Annotated in this window: 18 protein-coding genes; 12 read left to right on the top strand and 6 right to left on the bottom strand. The window is 70.4% G+C overall.

Annotated features, from left to right (window positions below):
• Positions 1–424: 424 nt before the first annotated feature.
• The 3 genes from ACIBO8_RS33895 to ACIBO8_RS33885 form a co-directional block, all read right to left on the bottom strand.
• Entirely contained in the window at positions 425–1,072 is a 648-nt protein-coding gene (locus ACIBO8_RS33895) for a dihydrofolate reductase family protein (RefSeq protein WP_396119512.1), read from the bottom strand.
• A 317-nt stretch (positions 1,073–1,389) separates the two neighbouring features.
• Positions 1,390–1,947 (bottom strand): dihydrofolate reductase family protein, encoded by a 558-nt coding sequence (locus ACIBO8_RS33890; protein WP_396119511.1) that lies wholly within the window; start codon positions 1,945–1,947, stop codon positions 1,390–1,392.
• Positions 1,948–1,978: 31 nt separating this feature from the next.
• Positions 1,979–3,991, bottom strand: coding sequence for a SpoIIE family protein phosphatase (locus tag ACIBO8_RS33885; protein ID WP_396119510.1), 2,013 nt, complete (start codon positions 3,989–3,991; stop codon positions 1,979–1,981).
• Positions 3,992–4,105: 114 nt separating this feature from the next.
• On the opposite strand from ACIBO8_RS33885, the gene ACIBO8_RS33880 reads away from it, so the two are divergent.
• Both ACIBO8_RS33880 and ACIBO8_RS33875 read left to right on the top strand, forming a co-directional pair.
• Positions 4,106–8,506, top strand: a complete 4,401-nt coding sequence (locus tag ACIBO8_RS33880; protein ID WP_396119509.1) for a HAMP domain-containing protein — start codon at positions 4,106–4,108, stop codon at positions 8,504–8,506.
• Positions 8,499–9,047: a two-component system response regulator gene (locus ACIBO8_RS33875; protein ID WP_396119508.1), complete on the top strand. Its 549-nt coding sequence runs from the start codon at positions 8,499–8,501 to the stop codon at positions 9,045–9,047. Before ACIBO8_RS33880 ends, ACIBO8_RS33875 begins: the two co-directional genes overlap by 8 nt.
• Positions 9,048–9,074: 27 nt before the next feature.
• Here the strand turns inward: ACIBO8_RS33875 and ACIBO8_RS33870 are convergent, their stop codons facing one another.
• The gene (locus ACIBO8_RS33870) at positions 9,075–9,407 is read right to left on the bottom strand and encodes an STAS domain-containing protein (RefSeq protein WP_396119507.1); all 333 of its coding nucleotides are present in this window, start codon (positions 9,405–9,407) and stop codon (positions 9,075–9,077) included.
• A 134-nt stretch (positions 9,408–9,541) separates the two neighbouring features.
• Between ACIBO8_RS33870 and hemL the strand changes: the two genes are divergently transcribed.
• Genes hemL through ccsB form a run of 6 tightly spaced genes read left to right on the top strand, consistent with a single transcriptional unit; the run spans position 9,542 to position 15,490 of the window.
• Positions 9,542–10,888: a glutamate-1-semialdehyde 2,1-aminomutase gene (gene hemL, locus ACIBO8_RS33865; RefSeq protein WP_396119506.1), complete on the top strand. Its 1,347-nt coding sequence runs from the start codon at positions 9,542–9,544 to the stop codon at positions 10,886–10,888.
• The gene (locus tag ACIBO8_RS33860; protein WP_396119505.1) at positions 10,885–11,541 is read left to right on the top strand and encodes a histidine phosphatase family protein; all 657 of its coding nucleotides are present in this window, start codon (positions 10,885–10,887) and stop codon (positions 11,539–11,541) included. Before hemL ends, ACIBO8_RS33860 begins: the two co-directional genes overlap by 4 nt.
• A 58-nt stretch (positions 11,542–11,599) precedes the next feature.
• Positions 11,600–12,157, top strand: coding sequence for a TlpA family protein disulfide reductase (locus ACIBO8_RS33855; RefSeq protein ID WP_396119504.1), 558 nt, complete (start codon positions 11,600–11,602; stop codon positions 12,155–12,157).
• Positions 12,157–12,924, top strand: a complete 768-nt coding sequence (locus ACIBO8_RS33850) for a cytochrome c biogenesis CcdA family protein (RefSeq protein ID WP_396119503.1) — start codon at positions 12,157–12,159, stop codon at positions 12,922–12,924. Before ACIBO8_RS33855 ends, ACIBO8_RS33850 begins: the two co-directional genes overlap by 1 nt.
• Positions 12,921–14,531 (top strand): cytochrome c biogenesis protein ResB, encoded by a 1,611-nt coding sequence (locus tag ACIBO8_RS33845; protein WP_396119502.1) that lies wholly within the window; start codon positions 12,921–12,923, stop codon positions 14,529–14,531. Before ACIBO8_RS33850 ends, ACIBO8_RS33845 begins: the two co-directional genes overlap by 4 nt.
• Positions 14,531–15,490 carry a c-type cytochrome biogenesis protein CcsB gene (gene ccsB / locus ACIBO8_RS33840; protein ID WP_396119501.1) on the top strand — a complete coding sequence of 320 codons (960 nt, stop codon included), beginning with the start codon at positions 14,531–14,533 and terminating at the stop codon, positions 15,488–15,490. The genes ACIBO8_RS33845 and ccsB overlap by 1 nt, the downstream gene beginning before the upstream one ends.
• Positions 15,491–15,602: 112 nt before the next feature.
• Here ccsB and ACIBO8_RS33835 read toward each other — a convergent pair whose 3' ends face one another.
• The gene (locus ACIBO8_RS33835) at positions 15,603–16,532 is read right to left on the bottom strand and encodes a hypothetical protein (RefSeq protein WP_396119500.1); all 930 of its coding nucleotides are present in this window, start codon (positions 16,530–16,532) and stop codon (positions 15,603–15,605) included.
• An 88-nt stretch (positions 16,533–16,620) separates the two neighbouring features.
• Here ACIBO8_RS33835 and ACIBO8_RS33830 point away from each other — a divergent pair, with 88 nt between their 5' ends.
• From ACIBO8_RS33830 to ACIBO8_RS33820, 3 genes are read left to right on the top strand one after another with little or no spacing between them, the layout of a single operon-like run.
• Positions 16,621–18,081 (top strand): menaquinone biosynthesis decarboxylase, encoded by a 1,461-nt coding sequence (locus tag ACIBO8_RS33830; RefSeq protein WP_396119499.1) that lies wholly within the window; start codon positions 16,621–16,623, stop codon positions 18,079–18,081.
• Complete coding sequence (gene mqnP / locus ACIBO8_RS33825) at positions 18,078–18,977, top strand: menaquinone biosynthesis prenyltransferase MqnP (RefSeq protein ID WP_396119498.1); 900 nt, start codon at positions 18,078–18,080, stop codon at positions 18,975–18,977. Before ACIBO8_RS33830 ends, mqnP begins: the two co-directional genes overlap by 4 nt.
• A gap of 3 nt (positions 18,978–18,980) precedes the next feature.
• Positions 18,981–19,610: a UbiX family flavin prenyltransferase gene (locus ACIBO8_RS33820; protein ID WP_396119497.1), complete on the top strand. Its 630-nt coding sequence runs from the start codon at positions 18,981–18,983 to the stop codon at positions 19,608–19,610.
• Between the two features lie 2 nt (positions 19,611–19,612).
• On the opposite strand, the gene ACIBO8_RS33815 is transcribed toward ACIBO8_RS33820, so the two are convergent.
• Entirely contained in the window at positions 19,613–19,888 is a 276-nt protein-coding gene (locus ACIBO8_RS33815) for a BldC family transcriptional regulator (RefSeq protein ID WP_396119496.1), read from the bottom strand.
• Positions 19,889–20,110: 222 nt separating this feature from the next.
• On the opposite strand from ACIBO8_RS33815, the gene ACIBO8_RS33810 reads away from it, so the two are divergent.
• On the top strand, positions 20,111–20,572 hold the full coding sequence (locus ACIBO8_RS33810; protein WP_364703463.1) for an Lrp/AsnC family transcriptional regulator: 462 nt from the start codon (positions 20,111–20,113) through the stop codon (positions 20,570–20,572).
• Positions 20,573–20,575: the final 3 nt, after the last annotated feature.

Here is a 20,575-nt window from a genome sequence, read left to right as displayed (position 1 = left end):
TCGGGCTGGATCCTGGCTGCCTTTCTCGGGCTGGATCCTGGCTGCCTTTCTCGGGCTGGATCCTGGCTGCCTTTCTCGGGCTGGATCCTGGCTGCCTTTCTCGGGCTGGATCCTGGCTGCCCTTTCCCGGGCCGGATCCTGGCTGCCCTTTCCCGGGCCGGATCCTGGCTGCCCTTCCTGGGGCGACTTGCGGCTGCCCTTCCCCGGCCGGATCCTGGCTGTCCTTCCCCGGCCGGATCCTGGCTGCTCTTCCTGGGCCGACTCGCAGCTGCTCTTCCCGGGCCGACTTGCGGCTGGTCTTGGTCCGGCCGGCTTCCGTCCGGCGTCGGCGGGCCGGTTTACCGGCCGGCTTCCGGCTGATTTGTCCTGCGGGCGTTGCTGGGCCGGGTTTGCAGCCGGCTGTCCCTCGTCGCCGGCCCGCGAGTCAGCCGGAGATGCCGGCGGGCTCGGAAGGAGCGGTCGAGCGGCCCACGACGTCCGCGGCCAGGTGGCGTCCGATGTCGGCGAGCATGCCCACGGCGTACGACAGGTAGGCGAATTGGCCCATCTGCGCAACGTTCGTGAGGGCGAGCTGGCGCGCGCTCAGGCGGCGGGGCAGCAACGGGGTGCCGGAACCGAGGATCGCCGGGGCCACCGCCAGGATGACCTCGTCGAGCAGGCCGGCGTCGGCGAACTCCGCCACGAGGTCGCCCCCGCCCGCGAGCCATACGTTGCGGCCCTGGGCGGCAACGGTCATCGCCTGGTGCACCCGGCGGACGTCGCCGCTGACCATGAAGATGTTGGCGTCGGGAACCAGCGGGAGTTCACGGTGGGTGAAGACCCAGCAGGGCACGTCACCGTACATCTCGTGCCAGTTCTCGGGCTCCTCGACGACATTGTCGTTCTTCAGCACCCACTCGTACGTGGTGGCGCCCATCGCAAAGGCGCCGACGTTGGAGAAGAACGCGCCGAACGGGTTGTCCGTACCCTCGTCGACCTCGAACAGCCAGTCGAGCGAATTGTCCAGATCGGCGGTGAAGCCGTCGATGCTGGTCGCCGTGTAGTACTGAGTCTTCGCCACGAGAAACACCATGCCATGACGCAGCCGACAAAAGGGTCGGATCCGCCAGGACCGACGAAGCTCCTGCAGGGACCCCCGCGCGGCCGAACGCTCCCTCCAGAGATGTGCTGGTCGAAACGCCTCGGCCGAGCACGGCGAAGCGTCGCAGAACGAACTCGCCCAAACGCCCGCAGCGGTAGCCCGAATGCCGGCGGTCGCCCAGTTCCCCCCGGCGGCAGCCCAGTTGCCGCCGGCGGAGCCGAACGCCCTCGGCGGTAACACGGACGCCCGCGGCGGTGGCGCCGTCAAACGGCCCGGCGGGCACAGGCCGCCTTCCCCGCCACACGAGGTCAGGTCGGTGGGCCCACCTCATAAGTCAGGTAAGCGAACTGCCCCCGCTGCTCCGAAGACCTCAAAGACAGCCGCGACGACGACATCCGGCGAGGCAGCAGCGGCGCGCCCCCGCCGAGCGTCACCGGTGCCACCCCGAGGATGATCTCGTCGAGCAGCCCCGCGTCCGCGAACGAGCCGGCGAGCTCACCGCCGCCCACCACCCAGATGTTCCGGTCTCCCGCCACCGACGTCATGGCCGCGTGCACCGGGCGGACGTCGCCCTGGACGAAGGTCAGGGAGGCGCCCGGCACGCGGGGCAGGTCGCGGTGGGTGAAGACCCAGGCCGGGGTGTCGCCGTAGTAGTCCGCCCATTTGATCGGCTGGTCCAGGAGGGCGTCGTGTTCCAGCACCCATTCGTACGTCGTAGCGCCCATGACGAACGCGCCCACGTGCTGGAAGAAGGGGGCGAACGGGTTGTCCGTGTCCTCGACCTCGAAGAGCCAGTCGAGGGAGTTGTGCTGGTCGGCGATGTAGCCGTCGATGCTCGTCGCCGTGTAGTACTGCGTCTTGGCCACGGGGTCACCCTGCCACGGGGGTACGACAGATTCAGGCGTCGTTGCGGAGCACCAGGATGGCGATGTCGTCGCGGGGTTCCTCGACCGAGAAGTTGATCGTCGTGGAGCGCAGCCGGGCCGCCATGACGTCGGCCGGGTAGCCCGCGAGGGGTTTCGCCGCTTCCCGGAGGCGGGCCGTGCCGAAGAGTTCGCGGCCGCGGCGGCGTTCGGTGACACCGTCGGTGTAGAAGACGAGGGAGTCGCCGGGGTGGAGGATCACCTCGGCGTCCGGGGAGGTGATGCTCTCCAGCAGGCCCAGGGCCGTGCCGCCCTCGCCCACGAAGGACGTACCGCCGTCGGCCCGGACCAGGACGGCCCGGTCGTGGCCGGCCAGGTGCAGGCATACCGCGAGGTCGTCGCCCCTGCGCTGGACCGACGCCATCGCCAGGGTGCAGTAGCGGCCGCCACCGCGGTGGACCAGGGTCCGGTTGACCCGGTGGAGGACCTCGGTCATCGGTTTGCCGTCGTCGACCAGGATGCGGATCACGTCGCGGACCAGGCCGGTGACCGTGGCGGCCTGGACGCCCTTGCCGGACACGTCGCCCACGACGACGATCCAGCCGTCGTTCGACGGGACCACGTCGTAGAAGTCGCCGCCCACCTCGGAGCCGGTGGGTACGTACTCGGCGGCGAAGCCGACGCCCTCGACGTGCGGGAGGGCCGGCGGCAGGAGCGAGGCCTGCAGGGTACGGGCGACTTTGCGGCGCTCGTCGTGGATCCGCGCGTTGTCGATCGCCAGCGCCGCGCGGCGGGCCACGTCCTCGAGCACCGCGACCTCGTCGACGTCGTGGCGGTGGCGCAGGTGGCGGCCGACCGCGAGGGTGCCGAGACGCTGGCCGCGGGCTACCAGCGGCACCGCGACGCCTTCGGAGGGTGAGCCGAACATGACCTGCTGGCCGAGCCGGGACGCCTCCTCGAGCCGGGCCAGGATGGAGTCGGGGCCGGTCTCGGAGAGGGTGGCGTAGAGCTGGGCCACCGTCGCCTCGTCGGCGTGGGTGGCCGCCGCGAGCTGCAGGCGGCCCCACGCGTCGGTGGTGTGAACCGCGCACCACTGGCCCAGTCGCGGCACGACCAGCTGGGGGATCAGCGCCATGGTGAGGTTGACGTCGAGCGATTGGGCCAGCAGTTCGCTCGCCTCGGCCAGGAACGTCAGCCAGGTCTGCCGGCGCAGGTCGGTGCGGCGCAGGCGGTCGTTCTCCAGGTGCAGGGAGAGCCGTTCGGCGACGATCGTGGCCAGGGGCAGCGCGTAGCCGTCGGGGGAGGCGTCCAGCTCCAGCTCTCCCGCGTACGGTCGCTGCACCGAGAGTGGCACCCGGATGGTGTCGGCGTCGTCGCGGGGTGCCCGGCCGTGCCGGGCGAGGAGTTGCAGTCCGCCGCTGTCGCCCCGATCGAGCCGGACCACGCCGCCGCTCGCGCCGGTGAGGCGGGCCAGCCGGACGAGCAGCTCGGTGGCGAACTCGGTCAGCGCCTCCTCGCCGGGGCGCTCGAGGTCGGTCTGGAGCAGGGCGGTCAGCTCGCCGACGCTGGGTGCGGCGTCGCCCTCGGCGACCGGGAGCCGCGGGGCCGTCTCCGGGCCCGTGCGGTTCTCGAGGCGGAACCACACGCCCTTGCCGGTGCCCTCGTGCACCGTGCCCCAGCGGCTCGCGAAGTGGTCGACGAGCAGGAGTCCGCGACCACGCTCCGCTACCTCGCCGATCTCGGACTTGTCGTTGCGCGGGCCGACGGCGAGCTCCTCGACCGGGCCCGGGGCGAAGTCGGTGACCGTGACCGTCAGGCCGCTCGAGTCGGCGGCGACCTCGATGTCGAGTTCCGTGCCGGCGTGCACGACGGCGTTGGTGGACAGCTCGGTGGTCAGCAGCAGCGCCTCGTTGACCAGGGCGTCCAGGCCGGTCTCCGCCAGGACCGAGCGGACCAGGGCCCGGGCGGCGGCCGGCGTACGCCGGTCGTTGGGCAGCCGCACGCGCCGGACCAGGGCGCCCGTCGTCTGACCCACCTCCACCGACACGACTGCATCCTCCCCTGCCGGCGCCCGTCTGCACAAAGCCACATCTCGCAATGACCCGGTCGGACGAGAGATGATGGAACGCCCCCGGCGGTTGGACAGCGAGTGAGGAACAGCATGACTGCGGCGAAAGAGGTCGGCGTCGGCGTGTCCGACGAGACCGCCCTGCTCGGTGAGGTCGCCGACGCCCTGCGTCGGGTCCGCCGTGGCGATCTCAAGGTCCGCCTGGCGCGGCGCAGCGGCACGTTCGGCGAGCTGGTGGACGCGTTCAACGAGGTCGTGTCGCTGCAGGAGCGGCAGACCCTCGACGTACGGCGGATCAGCCGCACGGTGGGCCGGGAGGGGCGGCTGACCGATCGCCTCGACGAGGAGGGTCTCGACGGGGCGTGGGCGGACACCGCGCGCTCGGTCAACTCGCTGATCGACGACCTGGCCCGGCCGACGACGGAGATCTCCCGCGTGATCGTCGCCGTGGCGGAGGGCGATCTCTCGCAGCACATGGCTTTGGAGATGGACGGGCGACCCCTGCGGGGTGAATTCCTGCGGATCGGCCGTACGGTCAACACGATGGTCGACCAGCTGTCGTCCTTCGCCAGCGAGGTCACCCGGGTGGCGCGCGAGGTCGGCACGCAGGGGGAGCTGGGCGGTCAGGCCGACGTGCGCGGGGTCGCCGGCACGTGGAAGGACCTCACCGACTCCGTCAACACGATGGCGTCCAACCTGACCCACCAGGTGCGCTCGATCTCGCAGGTGGCGACGGCGATGGCGCGCGGCGACCTGTCGCAGAAGATCACCGTGTCGGCCCGGGGCGAGGTGGCCGAGCTGGCCGACACGATGAACGGCGTGACGGACACGTTGCGGCTCTTCGCCGAGCAGGTCACGCGCGTGGCCCGCGAGGTAGGCACGGAGGGCAAGCTCGGCGGCCAGGCGGACGTACCGAACGTGGCCGGCACCTGGAAGGACCTCACCGACTCGGTGAACTCGATGGCGTCCAACCTGACCAGCCAGGTCCGCAACATCGCGCAGGTCTCGACCGCCGTGGCGAAGGGCGACCTGTCGCAGAAGATCACGGTGGCGGCCCAGGGCGAGATCCTGGAGCTCAAGGACACCGTCAACACGATGGTGGACCAGCTGTCGTCGTTCGCCGACGAGGTCACCCGGGTGGCGCGCGAGGTCGGCACGGAGGGCCGGCTGGGCGGTCAGGCGCAGGTGCGTGGCGTCTCCGGCACCTGGCGGGACCTCACGGAGAACGTCAACCAGCTCGCCGCGAACCTCACCGACCAGGTCCGCAACATCTCCCAGGTGTCCACGGCGGTCGCCAAGGGCGACCTGTCGCAGAAGATCACGGTCGACGCGCGGGGTGAGATCGCGCAGCTGAAGAACACGATGAACACGATGGTGGACCAGCTGTCGTCGTTCGCCGACGAGGTCACGCGCGTCGCGCGCGAGGTCGGTTCGGAGGGCAAGCTGGGCGGTCAGGCCCAGGTCAAGGGCGTTTCCGGTACGTGGCGAGATCTGACCGACAACGTCAACTACATGGCGTCCAACCTGACCAGCCAGGTGCGGAACATCGCTTCCGTCACCACCGCGGTGGCCAAGGGCGACCTGTCGCAGAAGATCACGGTCGACGCCCGCGGCGAGATCCTCGAGCTCAAGTCGACGGTGAACACGATGGTGGATCAGCTGTCGTCGTTCGCCGACGAGGTCACGCGCGTCGCGCGCGAGGTCGGCACCGAAGGCAAGCTGGGTGGCCAGGCGCAGGTGCGCGGGGTGGCCGGCACCTGGCGGGACCTGACCGACAACGTCAACTCGATGGCGTCCAACCTGACCGCGCAGGTCCGCAACATCGCTCAAGTCTCCACCGCCGTGGCCCGCGGCGACCTGTCGCAGAAGATCACGGTCGACGCGCAGGGTGAGATCCTGGAGCTCAAGTCGACGGTGAACACGATGGTGGATCAGCTGTCGTCGTTCGCCGACGAGGTCACGCGCGTGGCCCGCGAGGTCGGCTCGGAGGGCAAGCTGGGTGGCCAGGCGCAGGTGCGCGGGGTAGCCGGCACGTGGCGCGACCTGACCGACAACGTCAACTACATGGCGTCCAACCTGACCGCGCAGGTCCGTAACATCGCGTCGGTCACCACGGCCGTGGCGAAGGGCGACCTGTCGCAGAAGATCACGGTGGATGCCCGCGGCGAGATCCTGGAGCTCAAGGACACCGTCAACACGATGGTCGACCAGCTCTCCTCGTTCGCCAACGAGGTCACCCGGGTCGGCCGCGAGGTCGGCATCGAGGGCAAGCTGGGCGGTCAGGCCCAGGTCAAGGGCGTTTCAGGTACGTGGCGAGACCTGACCGACAACGTCAACCAGCTCGCCTCCACGCTCACCACCCAGCTCCGGGCGATCGCGGAGGTGTCCACGGCGGTGACCCGCGGTGACCTGACGCAGCGCGTGGCCGTCGAGGCGCAGGGCGAGGTCGCCGAGCTCAAGGACAACATCAACCAGATGATCGTGACCCTGCGGGAGACCACGAAGGCCAACGCGGAGCAGGGCTGGCTGGACTCCAACCTGGCCCGGATCGGCGGCCTGCTGCAGGGCCAGCGCGACCTCGGCGAGGTCTGCCGCATGATCATGACCGAGGTGACGCCGCTGGTCGACGCCCAGCTCGGCGCGTTCTTCCTGGTCGACAACGAGGAAGCGGTGATGCGCCTGCGGCTGGCCGCCGCGTACGGCTACGTCGCCCGCAACCACGAGGTGACGTTCGGCCCGGGTGAGGGCCTGGTCGGGCAGGCGGCGGTGTCGCGGCGCACCATCCGGGTGCGAGCGACCCACGACGGGGTGCTGACCATGCGGTCGGGTCTGATGAACATGCCGCCGAGCGACCTCGTCGTGCTGCCGGTGCTCTTCGAGGGCGAGATGCTGGGCGTCATCGAGTTCGCGTCGGTGGCCGCGTTCAGCGGGCTGCATCTGACGTTCCTCGAGCGCCTCGTCGCGACGATCGGCATCGCGCTCAACACCATCCAGGCCAACCGGCGTACGGAGGAGCTGCTCGCCCAGTCGCAGCGGCTGGCCCGCGAGATGCAGGACCAGTCGGCGGAGCTGCAGCGCACCAACGCCGAGCTGGAGGACAAGGCGCAGCTGCTCAGCGAGCAGAAGGGCAACATCGAGACGAAGAACCGGGAGATCGAGCTGGCCCGGCTCGGCCTGGAGGAGAAGGCTCAGCAGCTGTCGCGGGCGTCGGCGTACAAGACGGAGTTCCTGGCGAACATGAGCCACGAGCTGCGGACCCCGCTCAACTCGCTGCTCCTGCTCGCCCGCCTGCTCGCCGAGAATTCCGACAAGAACCTGACCGAGAAGCAGATCGAGTTCGCCCGTACGATCCACAGCGCCGGCTCGGACCTGCTGTCGCTGATCGACGACATCCTCGACCTCAGCAAGATCGAGGCGGGCCGGATGGACGTCGAGCCGGACCAGGTCGACTTCGACGACATCCGCAGCTATGTCGAGCAGGCGTTCCGGCCGCAGGCCGACGACAAGGGCCTGGGGTTCCAGGTGGACGTCTCGCCCGACCTGCCCGATTCGATCGTCACGGACGCGCAGCGCCTCCAGCAGATCCTGCGCAACCTGCTCTCCAACGCGGTCAAGTTCACCGACTCCGGAGCGGTCACGCTGAGCATCTTCCCGGCGCCGGTGGACACCGAGTTCGACATCCCGTCGCTGTCCGCGGCCGAGCAGGTGGTGGCCTTCGCGGTCACCGACACCGGCATCGGCATCTCCGACGAGAAGCTCAGCCTGATCTTCGAGGCGTTCCAGCAGGCCGACGGCACGACCAGCCGCAAGTACGGCGGCACCGGCCTGGGCCTGTCGATCAGCCGCGAGTTCGCCGCGCTGCTCGGCGGCACGATCGTGGTCTCCTCCGCGCCGGGTGCGGGTTCGACGTTCACCCTGTACGTACCGGACGCGCTGGTGCCCGAGACGGTGCCCGTGTCCGTGCCGCAGCTGCCGTTGGAGGCGGCCGTACCCGCGCGGGCCGGGACCTTGTCGTCGCTGGACATGCCGTTGCTAACGCCGCAGCCGGAGCCGGAGACGCATTCGGTGAGCGCGGCGAGCCGGCAGCTCGACGGCGCCACGGTGCTGATCGTCGACGACGACGTCCGCAACGTCTTCGCCTTGACCAGCGCCCTGGAGATGCACGGCCTCCACGTCCTGTACTCGGACAACGGGGTCGACGGCGTCCGGCTGCTGGCCGAGCATCCTGAGGTCGACATCGTGCTGATGGACGCCATGATGCCGGACCAGGATGGATATGAGACCACTCGTGGCATTCGCCGGAATAAGCGATTCCGCGACCTGCCGGTAGTGTTCCTCACGGCGAAGGCGATGCCCGGCGACCGGGAGTCGGCGCTGGCGGCGGGGGCGAGTGACTACATCACCAAGCCCGTCGATCTCGACCAGCTCATCGAGCTCATGGCCCGGTGGGTGAACGCGTCCGAAGGTTCGGGGACGGAGAGTGAGCGTGGCTGACCGCGCGAAGGCCCTGCTGGTCGACGACCGGCGCGACAACCTGCTCGCGCTGGAGGCCATCCTTCAAGGCCTGCCCGTGCAGGCGGTGGCGGTGGAGAGCGGTGAGGCGGCGCTCAAGCAGCTCCTCGTCGACGACTTCGCGGTAATCCTGCTCGACGCCCAGATGCCCAACATGGACGGTTTCGAGACGGCCAGCCACATCAAGCGCCGGGAACGCACCCGGCACGTGCCGATCCTCTTCCTGACCGCCGCCGACCGCGACGCGCAGCTGGCCCTGCGCGGATACGCGGTCGGCGCGGTCGATTACCTCACCAAGCCGTTCGACCCGTGGGTGCTCCGCGCCAAGGTCTCGATCTTCGTCGAGCTGTGGACCAAGACCCAGCAGCTCAAGGCGCAGGCGGAGGCCGTGCGGGAGCGCGACGCCCAGTGGCAGCGGCTGACCGACCTGGTGGACGAGGCGGCCCAGAAGCTGCGCGGCGGTGGCCCGGCCGCGGCCGGCGAGGCGCTGGAGTTGCTGGAGAAGGCCCGCTGGGGGACCTGAGCGCCGGGCCGGCGTGATCGGAAGCGGTCAGGCGGTCGAGGAGATCATCAGGGCCGAGCGCAGCCCGGTGATGTCCAGCACGCGCATCAGGAAGTCGCCGACGTTGGCGAGGGAGAGCACCGCGCGGGCGTGCTGGGCCTTGCGGCTGAGTACGACCAGCGTGCCGAGACCCTGGGAGTCGCAGAAGGTCACCCCGGCCATGTCGAGCACGATCCGGGCCGGGAGCTCCGATTCCTGGAGGACCTCGTTGACCATCGCGGACAGCCTCGTCACGGTCAGCACGTCGATCTCCCCGGCGAGATGGAACACGATCTCGTCGGGGGCGCGCTGAACCGCGATGGACAGCTCCGGTCGCTCCACCCGGACACCCTATCGCGGGTGGCCGAATCCGGCCTGTCGGACGCGGTGCCGACCGGTTCGCCGGCGGGGTGCAGGGTGATGTGAACAACCCTCGTCCGGGGCTGGGCGGACGCCGCCCCGGGAGCGCTGACAGAATGGGATTCGCCGTGACCACCTCATACCGCGCCGCCGGCACTCCGTACCCGGAGGACGCCCCGGCTTCCCAGGCCCTGTTCGACCGCGCCAAAGGCATCGTGCCCGGCGGGGTCAATTCACCCGTGCGTGCGTTCCGGGCCGTCGGCGGCGTGCCGCGGTTCATGACGCACGGCGAAGGTCCATGGCTGGTCGACGCGGACGGGCGCCGCTACGTGGACCTGGTCTGCTCGTGGGGTCCGCTGATCCACGGGCAGGCGCACCCGGCGATCATCGCCGCCGTCCAGGCCGCCGCCGCCCACGGCACCAGCTTCGGCACGCCCACCCCTGGCGAGGTCGAGCTGGCCGAGGAGATCGTCCGGCGTACCCCCGTCGAGCAGGTCCGCCTGGTCAATTCGGGTACCGAGGCGACGATGACGGCGATCCGGCTGGCCCGCGGCTACACCGGCCGCTCCAAGATCGTGAAGTTCGCCGGCTGCTACCACGGCCACGTCGACGCGCTGCTCGCCGCCGCGGGGTCCGGCGTCGCCACGCTCGGCCTGCCCGATTCGCCCGGTGTCACCGGGGCGGCGGCGAGCGAGACGATCGTCCTGCCCTACAACGACGCGGCCGCGGTCGAGGCCGTCTTCGCCGAGCAGGACGACATCGCCGCGATCATCACCGAGGCCGCGGCCGGCAACATGGGCGTCGTCGCCCCCCGCGACGGCTTCAACCGGCGGCTGGCGGAGATCGCCCACGCGAACGGCGCGTTGCTCATCGTCGACGAGGTGATGACCGGCTTCCGCGTCTCGCCGGGCGGCTGGGCCGGGCTCGAGCCCGTCGACGCGGACCTCTTCACGTACGGGAAGGTCATGGGCGGCGGCCTGCCCGCCGCGGCCTTCGGCGGCCGGACCGAGATCATGTCCCGGCTGGCCCCGGCCGGCCCGGTCTACCAGGCCGGCACGCTGTCGGGAAACCCGCTCGCCTGCGCGGCCGGGCTGGCGAGCCTGCGCCTCGCCGACGACGCGGTCTACAAGCGGCTCGACGAGATGGCGACGACCGTGAGCACGCTCGCCTCGGAAGCGCTCGCGGCCGCGGGGGTCCCGCACCGGCTCTCCTCGGCCGGCAACATGTTCTCGATCTTCTTCACCGACGCCGAGGTCGTCGACTACGACTCGGCGAAGACCCAGGACGCAGGGGCGTTCAAGGCGTTCTTCCACGAGATGCTCAGCCGCGGCGTCTATCTGCCGCCGAGCGCGTACGAATCGTGGTTCGTGTCGACCGCGCTGGACGACGCCGCCCTGGAGACGATCGAAGCGGCGCTGCCGGCGGCGGCGCGCGCCGCGGCAGCAGCGGGGAGCACTGCATGACCGAGCCCACCAGGACCACCGTGCACGTGCTGCGGCACGGCGAGGTGCACAACCCGGCCAAGATCCTGTACGGCCGCCTGCCCGACTTCCACCTCTCCGAGCTCGGCCGGCAGATGGCCAGGATCGCCGCGGAGGCGCTCGCCGACCGTGACGTCACGTACGTCGTGGCGAGCCCGCTGGAGCGCGCGCAGGAGACGGCCGAGCCGTTCGCCGAGCAGTTCAAGCTGGAGACGGCGACCGACACCCGGCTCATCGAGAGCGCCAACTTCTTCGAGGGCCAGAAAGTCTCGGTCGGCGACGGCGCATTCGGCAACCCGCGCAACTGGTGGGTGCTGCGCGACCCGATCACCCCCAGCTGGGGTGAGGCCTACCTGGTGATCGCCCACCGGATGTTCGCCGCGGTCCAGGCCGCCCGGGTCGCCGCCGAGGGGCACGAGGCCGTCTGCGTGTCGCACCAGCTCCCGATCTGGACGCTGCGCCGGTACGTGGAGAAGAAGCGTCTCTGGCACGACCCGCGCCGCCGCCAGTGCGGGCTCGCCAGCCTGACCTCGTTCCGGTTCGAAGGCTCCAAGGTCGTCGGCATCGATTACTCGGAGCCGGCCGCGGGCCTGGTCGCGATGTCGCCCGGCGCCAGGACCGCTAAGGGGGCCTGACGTCGTGCACCGAGCGCAGCGAGGGCCGCGACGGCAGGCCACCGGCCGGCACAGTTTGATGCGCCGGCTCGCCGCTGTCGTTCTCACCTCTGCCGTCGCGGCCGGTGCGCTGGCCGGGTGCGGCGAGGAAAGCTGGGAGAAGAAGTGCACGACCAACGCGGACAAGGTCATCGAGTGCAGCCCTGAGCAGCGCCCGGAGGCCCGCGAGGTGACCGGCGAGCTGCTCGGCGGCGGCACGTACGACGTCGCGCAGGACCGCGGCAAGGTCGTGGTGGTCAACTTCTGGGGCTCCTGGTGCAACCCGTGCCGCGCCGAGGCGGACGACCTCGAGGGCACCTACCAGGCGACCAAGGCGAAGAACGTGACGTTCGTCGGGGTGAACTCCCGCGACGACCGGGACGCGGCCAAGGCGTTCGAGCGGGGCCGGGTGACGTACCCCAGCATCTACGACCGGGACGGGAGCGTGGCGCTGAAGTTCGACGTCACGCAGACGTCCACGCCGGCGACGCTGATCCTGGACCGTCAGGGCCGGATCGCGGCCGCCATCCGCGGTGCCACCGTCAAGAGCGTGCTCCAGCCGGTGGTGGAGCGCATAGCCGCCGAGGCCACGGGCTGATGGGTGAATCCTTCGCCGACACCGCCAGCAGCGGCCCGCTGCTGCTGGCGATCGCTGCCGCGACCCTTGCCGGCCTTGTCAGCTTTCTCTCGCCGTGCGTCCTGCCGCTCATTCCGGGCTATCTGTCCTATGTGACGGGTCTGGCCGGTTCCGATCTGAACGCCGCCGAGGCGGACGGGCAGCAGAGCCGCAAGGGCCGCATCCTGGCCGGGACGAGCCTCTTCGTCCTCGGCTTCGCGGTGGTGTTCACGCTGATGGCGACCCTCGTCGCCAACATCGGGATGACGCTGCAGACGCACCGGCAGATGCTCAACGTCGTGCTCGGCGTCCTGGTCATCGTCCTCGGGCTGGCCTTCCTCGGGCTGGTGCCCGGCATGCAACGCGAACTGCGCATCCACAAGCTGCCGAACGCGGGGCTGATCGGTGCGCCGGTCTTCGGTGCGCTCTTCGCGGTCTCCTGGATCCCGTGCGTCGGCCCGACCCTGGGCGCCGTGCTGGGTCTCGCCACCACCGCCGGCCAGACCGACCGGGCGGTGACTTTGGCGCTGGCGTACAGCCTCGGGCTCGGGGTGCCGTTCGTGTTGTTCGGGCTCTTCTTCCGGCGGCTGCTCGGAGTGTTCCGGGCGGTCCGCCGCAACAGCCGGTGGGTGACCCGGATCGGCGGGGCGCTGCTCATCGTCGTCGGCGTCACGCTGGTCACGGGCGGGTGGGACAGCTTCCTGATCTGGCTGCAGACCACGTTCACCTTCGACGGGACGCTGCTGTGACCGTGGTCGAGGAACGCCCCGCCCCCGCGTCGTCGCCCCCGCCGCGCCGGCACCTTCGGGCGTGGGCGTTGCTGCGCAACTCGTGGCGGCAGCTCACGAGCATGCGTACGGCCCTCGTGCTGCTCTTCCTGCTCGCCGTCGCCGCGATCCCCGGCTCGGTGCTGCCGCAGCGCGCGCTGAACACCGAGAAGGTCGCCGCCTACTACCAGGCGCATCCGGATCTGGCGCCCGTCCTGAACCGGCTCGGAGGCTTCGCGGTCTACGCGTCCCCCTGGTTCGCCGCCATCTACCTGCTGCTGTTCACGTCGCTGATCGGCTGCGTGGTGCCGCGGCTCCTGGACCACGTCCGCGCGCTCCGCACCGTACCCCCGGATGCTCCTCGCCGGCTCGAGCGTCTCCCGCAGTTCGCGGCCCCGGAAGAGCGACCCGACGATCCGGCCGGTGCGGCGAAGGCCGTCGCGGCCGTGCTGCGGAAGCGTCGCTTCCGCACGGTGGTCCGGGAGCGCGAGGACGGCAGCTGGACGGTCTCGGCCGAGAAGGGCTACCTCAAGGAGACCGGCAACCTGCTCTTCCACTTCGCGTTGCTCTCGGTGCTGGTCGGGGTCGGCTTCGGACATTGGTACGGATGGCACGGCAACCGCCTCCTCGTCCAGGGCACCGATCAGGGCTTCTGCAACTCGGTGACGCAGTACGACGAGTCCTCGCTCGGCCCCCGCGTCGACGCCGCCGACCTGCCGTTCTTCTGCCTGCGGCTGACCGGGTTCGACGCCGCGTTCCAGCCCACCGGCCAGCCGAAGACGTTCGAGGCCACCGTCGACGTCCAGGAGAAGCAGGACGGCCCCTGGCGGCAGAAGCGCTTCACCGTCAACGACCCGCTGCGCCTGCCGCACGCCAACGTCCACCTGATCGGTCACGGTTACGCGGTGGTCCTGCGCTACACCGATCGGTACGGCGACCAGCAGACCCGCGTCGTGCCCTTCCTGCCGCGCGACGGCATGTTCACCAGCGAAGGCGTCGCGCAGTTCCCGGACGTCAACATCGACCCGAGGACGAACAAGCGCGACGAGAACCTCCAGGTCGGCTTCGAGGGCGTCTACCTGCCCACGGTCGATCCGAAGGGCGGAGCCACCTCGGTGTTCCCCGCCGAGAACGACCCGACGCTGTTCCTGACGGCGTACAGGGGAAATCTCGGCGTCGACGCCGGCCTGCCCGGCTCGGTCTACGCCCTGGACCGCTCGCAGATCGCCACCGGCCAGCTCAAGCAGGTCAGCGGCGAGCGCCCTCAGCGGCTCAAGCCCGGCCAGGCGTGGACCCTCGACGACGGGACCAAGCTGGAGTTCGTCGGCACCCGCCCGTTCGCCACCCTGGCGGTCCGCTACGACCCGACCCAGCCGCTGGTCCTCGGCGGCGCGGTCCTCGGCCTGCTCGGCCTGATGCTGTCGCTGTCCGGCCATCGGCGCCGGCTGTGGTTCCGGATCTCGCCGCGTGACGGTTCCGGTAGTTTGATGGAGGCCGGTGGCCTGCCCCGCACCGACTACCCGGGCTTCGACGAGGAGTTCGGCCAGGTCGTGGGCGCCGCCCGCGGTACGGATGAAGGGACGCCGTGATGGCGGAGTTGTCCAACCAGTTGATGGCCGTCACGGTGCTGGCCTACCTGGCCGCGATGGTCTGCTACGCGGCCGAGTACGCGTTCGGCGACAAGAGCCACATCGGCCGCGCGGCCACCCGCCAGCTGGTCGGCGCCGGCGCTCCCGTCGCCGAGGCGCCTCCCGCGGTCGTCGAGCCGCCGAAGCGGGACCGCGGTGTCCTGCTGGGACGCATCGGCGTGGGACTCAACGGGCTCGCCTTCGCCCTGCACCTCGGCACGGTGACCACCCGCGGCATCGCGGCCGGCCGCATGCCCTGGGGCAACATGTACGAGTTCATCCTCGCCGTGACGCTGGTCGGCTCGGCGGTATGGCTGGGCGTGCTGACCCGCAAGCCGGCCATCCGCCACCTCGGCCTCTTCGTCGCGCTGACCCTCGTCGTCCTGCTCGGCGCGGCGGGGCTGATCGCCTACACGCCGGTGGGCCCGCTGGTCCCGGCGCTCCAGTCGTACTGGTTCTACATCCACGTCACGACGATCATCCTGTCCAGCGGCATCTTCCTGGTGGGCGCGGTCCCCGCCGCGATGTTCCTCATCCGCAGCGGCTACGACCAGGGCCGGCGCAGCTTCCCGTACACCCTCGGCGCGAAGGTCCCGGCGGCGGCATCCCTGGAACGGCTGACGTTCCGGATGCACGCGTTCGCCTTCCCGCTGTTCACGTTCGGCGCCCTCATTGCCGGGCCGCTGTGGGCCGAGGCGTCCTGGGGACGCTACTGGGGCTGGGACCCCAAGGAAACCTGGGCGTTCATCTCCTGGATCGTGTACGCCTGCTACCTCCACGCCCGGGCGACGCCGAGCATCAAGCGCACGACGGCGACGTGGATCGCGCTGGTGGGCTTCGCGACGATGCTGATGAACCTGTTCGGCGTGAACCTGTTCTTCGAGGGGCTGCACTCGTACGCCAACGCCGGCGACAACTGACGCGACAAGTCGGTTCTTCGCTCTCCTCCGTCACGGCATGCCGTCCTACGGAAGGATGAGCCGCTTACGCCCTTGCCCGTGCGGACTCCGGCCGGCTTGAGCGTTTGCCGCGTCAGCTGCGAGGCCTGCGGAGCGGCCGGCCCGTCCCACCGCCGGCGCCGCCGGGTGCGACGCCGCCGGGGCAGTCGCCTGCCGTCCACGTGTCGTAGTGCGTGATCCAGTCCAGGCAGAAGCCGCCCGCTCGCTGCTGGGCCGGGTCGCCCGTCAGCGTGGCGACGTCCTCCCGCCAGAACTGGCCCGGTCCTCCGCCCGCCGGCCGGAGCTGCACGTTGTCCACGGTCACCGGCGGCACCCGCAGCTGCGCCGGGCGGCCGGAGTCGACGTGCACCTCGACGTACTGCTCCACGTACGCGCTGGAGCCGATCGGAAGCTGTTGCGCGGTCAGCAGGTTCCAGCGGTTGTCCCACCAGAGCCAGGCCTGCCAGACGTTGTCCCCGTCGGTGTGGACGTCCAGCCAGAGGCGGTCGCCCGGCTTGAGCCTGTACTGGTCGTAGAACTGCCATGCCTGGGTGTTGGTGTTGAACGTGTAGATGTGCTGGCGGCCCTGCCCGGCCCAGCCCGTCTCGGCCCAGCCGGCCTCGAGCCAGGCGATGCTGCCGCCGCCCATGTCGCGCTTGACCATGAAGCGGCCGGCGACGAAGTCGTACGTGTTGCGCCGGACCCCGCTGTCCACGACCTCGATGCGGCCGGTGACGCCGCTCCACTCGCCGCCCGTGCCGGCGCCGAGGTGGTGGTAGCCGCTCGGGGTGCTGCGTCCGCGTATCTGGTCCAGGCGGACCCCCGATTCCAGCACCCGGGCGGATGCCCGGCAGGCGCCGGGGGCGTTGCGGCTCGGCGGGCCGGTGGGTGCCTTCGTCGAGGCGTTAGCCGGCTCACACACCGGGAGGCGTCCGCTGCGGTGCGAGGCCGCGGGTCCGGCCATCGCCAGCCCGCTGACCAGGCCTGCCAGGGCGCACCACCGCGCCACGACCCGGAACTTCACGCCGCCACCGCCCCCCGAGAAGACCCGAACCGATCCGATGAATCAACGCCGGACGAGATCATCGAGTGACGGGTGACAGACTGGGGGCATGGCTGCGAAGGGCTTTCCGTACCACGATCTGCAGAGCTTCGTCTCGGCCCTGGAAGCGGCCGGTGAGCTGCGACGGGTGCGCGTTCCCGTGGATCCCACCCTCGAGATCAGCGAGATCGTCACCCGCACGGTCCGGGCCGGGGGCCCGGCCCTGCTCTTCGAGCGGCCCACTCGCGGTGAGATGCCGGTCGTCGTCAACCTTTTCGGTACGGAGAAGCGCATGGCGATGGCCCTGGGCGTCGACACGCTGGACGAGGTGGGTGACCGGATCGGCGCGCTGATCAAGCCGGAGCTGCCGGTCGGCTGGTCGGGCATCCGCGAGGGCCTGGGCAAGGTGCTGCAGCTGAAGTCCGTGCCGCCGAAGAAGGTCAAGACGGCTCCCTGTCAGGAGGTCGTGCTCAAGGGCGACGAGGTCGACCTGGACCGGCTGCCCGGCCTGCGGGTGTGGCCCGGCGACGGCGGCGTCTTCCACAACTACGGGCTGACCCACACGAAGCATCCGGAGACCGGCAAGCGGAACCTCGGTCTCTACCGCCTGCAGCAGCATTCGCGGAACACGCTCGGCATGCACTGGCAGATCCACAAGGACTCGACCGCCCACCACGCGATCGCCGAGCGCCGTGGCGAGCGGCTGCCGGTGGCGGTCGCGATCGGCTGCGATCCGGTGGTGAGCTACGCGGCCAGCGCGCCGCTCCCCAGTGACATCGACGAATACCTGTTCGCGGGCTTCCTGCGGGGCGAGCGGGTCGAGATGGTCGACTGCATGACCGTGCCGCTGCAGGTTCCGGCGCAGGCGCAGATCGTGCTGGAGGGCTACCTGGAGCCGGGGGAGCGGGCCCCGGAGGGTCCGTTCGGCGACCACACCGGCTTTTACACGCCCGTGGAGCCTTTCCCGGTGCTGCACATCGAGTGCATGACCATGCGGAAGCAGCCGATCTACCACTCGATCATCACGTCGAAGCCGCCGCAGGAGGATCACGGCCTGGGCAAGGCCACCGAGCGCATCTTCCTGCCGCTGCTGCGGATGATGATCCCGGACATCGTCGACTACGACATGCCGGCCGCCGGGGTCTTCCACAACTGCGTCATCGTCTCGATCCGGAAGCGCTACCCCAAGCACGCCCAGAAGGTCATGAACGCGATCTGGGGGGCGCACCTGATGTCGCTCTCCAAGCTCATCGTGGTGGTCGACGAGGACTGCGACGTCCACGACTACCACGAGGTCGCGTTCCGGGCGTTCGGCAACGTCGACTACGACCGCGACCTGCTGGTCACCCAGGGGCCCGTGGACCATCTCGACCACGCCTCCTACCAGCAGTTCTGGGGCGGTAAGGCGGGCCTGGACGCCACCCGTAAGCTGCCCGCCGAGGGCTACACCCGCGGCTGGCCGGAGGAGATGGCCATGTCGAGCGAGGTGGTCGCCCTGGTGGACAAGCGGTGGAAGGAATACGGGATATGACGGCGGTGGCGTCCGCACCGGAACGACCGGGCCGGGTCAAGGCGTTCCTGCGGCTCGTCGCCATCGAGCACTCGGTCTTCGCGCTGCCCTTCGCGTACCTGTCGGCGCTGGTCGCGATGGACCGCGAGGGCACCGGCGTGCACTGGGTGGACCTGCTGCTCGTGACGATCGCGATGGTCTCCGGCCGTACGTTCGCCATGGCGGCCAACCGCATCCTCGACCGCAAGATCGACGCGCAGAACCCGCGTACGCAGAACCGGGAGCTGGTCACCGGCGCGGTGAGCGTACGGACGGCCTGGACCGGCGCGGCCGTCTCCCTCGTCGTGCTGATCGCCGCCGCCGCCCTGCTGAACCCGCTGTGCCTGGTGCTGTCGCCGCTCGCGGTGATCCCGCTGATCGTCTACCCGTACGCGAAGCGCTTCACGAATTTCCCCCACTACGTGCTGGCGCTGGCGCAGGCCGTGGCGCCGGTCGGTGCCTGGCTGGCGATCACCGGCACGTTCGCGGGCTCGGGCCCGGCCTGGGTGCTCGGCGTCGCGGTCGGCCTCTGGATCGGCGGCTTCGACATCATCTACGCCTGCCAGGACGTCGAGGTCGACCGGCGGATCGGGGTGCACTCCACGCCGGCCCGGTTCGGGGTCCGCACCGCCCTGCACATCTCGACGGTCACCCACGTGGTGACGTTCGCGCTGTTCGTGTGGTTCGGGCAGCTCGTGGGCCTCGGCTGGCTCTGGTGGGTGGGGCTCGCGCTGACCGCGGTGGCGTTCGCCTACCAGCACGTCGTCGTGACGCCGACGGACCTCTCCAAGGTCAACCGGGCGTTCTTCACGGCGAACGGCTTCGTCGGGATCGCCCTGTTCCTCTTCGCCGTCCTCGACCTCGTGCTGCATTCTTGACCGATGCGCACTCCGTGGATCATCGGCGTCTCGGGCGCCTCGGGCACGCCGTACGCCCGGGCCGTGATCGGTGCCCTACTGGACGCGGGCGAGGCCGTGGACCTGGTGATCTCGCGTGCCGCCCGGCTCACGCTGCTCGACGAGACCGGTGCGAGCATCCGGGACGCGCACTGGAAGGACGACCTCGCCGCCTGGCTCGAACGTGACCTCCACGCGGCGGACCTCGCCTACTGGCCGGCCGGTGACCTGGCCGCCGGTCCGAGCAGCGGCTCGTATCCGGCGAAGGGCATGGTGGTGGTGCCGGCCAGCACGGCGGCCTGCGCGGGCATCGCGATCGGGCTCTCGAAGGACCTGCTGCAGCGGGCCGCCGAGGTCAACCTCAAGGAGCGCCGGCGTACGGTCGTCGTCCCGCGGGAGACCCCGGTGACCCGCAGCCACCTGGAGCACCTGATCGCGTTGCACGACGCGGGTGCCGTGGTCCTCCCGGCCTCACCGGGGTTCTACGGCTCCGGCGCGGACGCCACCGCTCAGCAGCTGGTCGACTTCGTGGCCGGCAAGGTGCTCGACACCCTCGCCGTGCCGCACCAGCTCTTCGCCCGCTGGCGCGGTGAGCTGGGCGGCGGCCGGCGCTGATGTCAGCGCAGCCCGTTGGGCGGGCCGTAACTCGAGCCCGGGTTGGCCGGGCCGGCGTTACGGGGCCGGTTGGCCGCGTCGTCCTCGCGCATCTCCTCGACCACGCCGTCTCCCTCGAGCAGCGCCCGCACTTCCGACTCGCGGAATCGGCGGTGGCCACCCGGAGTCCGGATGCTGCCGATGCGTCCAGCGGCCGCCCATCGCGTAACGGTCTTGGGGTCGACCCGGAACAGCGCGGCAACCTCCCCTGGCGTCAGCAGTCGATCTCCAGTGTCCACGGCCCTCTCCCTGCGTCGTTGTGGAGCGCCGGTGGTCACGGTGCGTGTTCGGCGTGCTCGATCGGGACGTACAGCCATTAGAGCATCGGGAAAAACAGCAAGTCGCTGAAATGCGGAAAAAGCCCTGATTGCGACGTTGACCATTATCCTGGCTCGGTCCCGGGGCGGTAGCTCGCTACCGGGCGTGAAGTACCCGGACGGGTCGCACTAACCTCTGAAGCCATGGACGCCATCGACCTGCGCCTGATCGACCTCTTGCGGGACAACGCCCGCTCCTCGTACGCCGAACTGGCCCGCCAGGTGGGCCTCTCCGCGCCCGCCGTGCACGAGCGGGTCGGCAAGCTGGAGGCGGCCGGGACGGTTCGGGCGTACCGGGCCGAGGTCGAGCCCGAGGCGATCGGGCTGGGCGTCACGGCCCTCATCGGCATCATCGAGGACTCCGGCGCCGACACCGATGACGTGCTCGCCGCCCTGCGAGTCATGCCCGAGATCGAGTCCTGCTACTTCATGGCGGGCGTGGAGTCGTACCAGCTGACCGTCCGGGTCGGCACCATCGCCGAGCTGGAGCAGCTCATCGTGCGGATCAACCGGACACCCGGGGTGGCATCCACCCGGACCGCCATCGCGTTGTCGACGAAGTGGGAGAACCGGCCCCAGCCCGGCCGCGACCCGGCGGTAGGTTGAACC

The organism is Actinoplanes sp. NPDC049681, from assembly GCF_044465265.1.
Lineage (GTDB): Bacteria > Actinomycetota > Actinomycetes > Mycobacteriales > Micromonosporaceae > Actinoplanes.
This window is presented reverse-complemented; position numbering and strand designations above follow the sequence as displayed.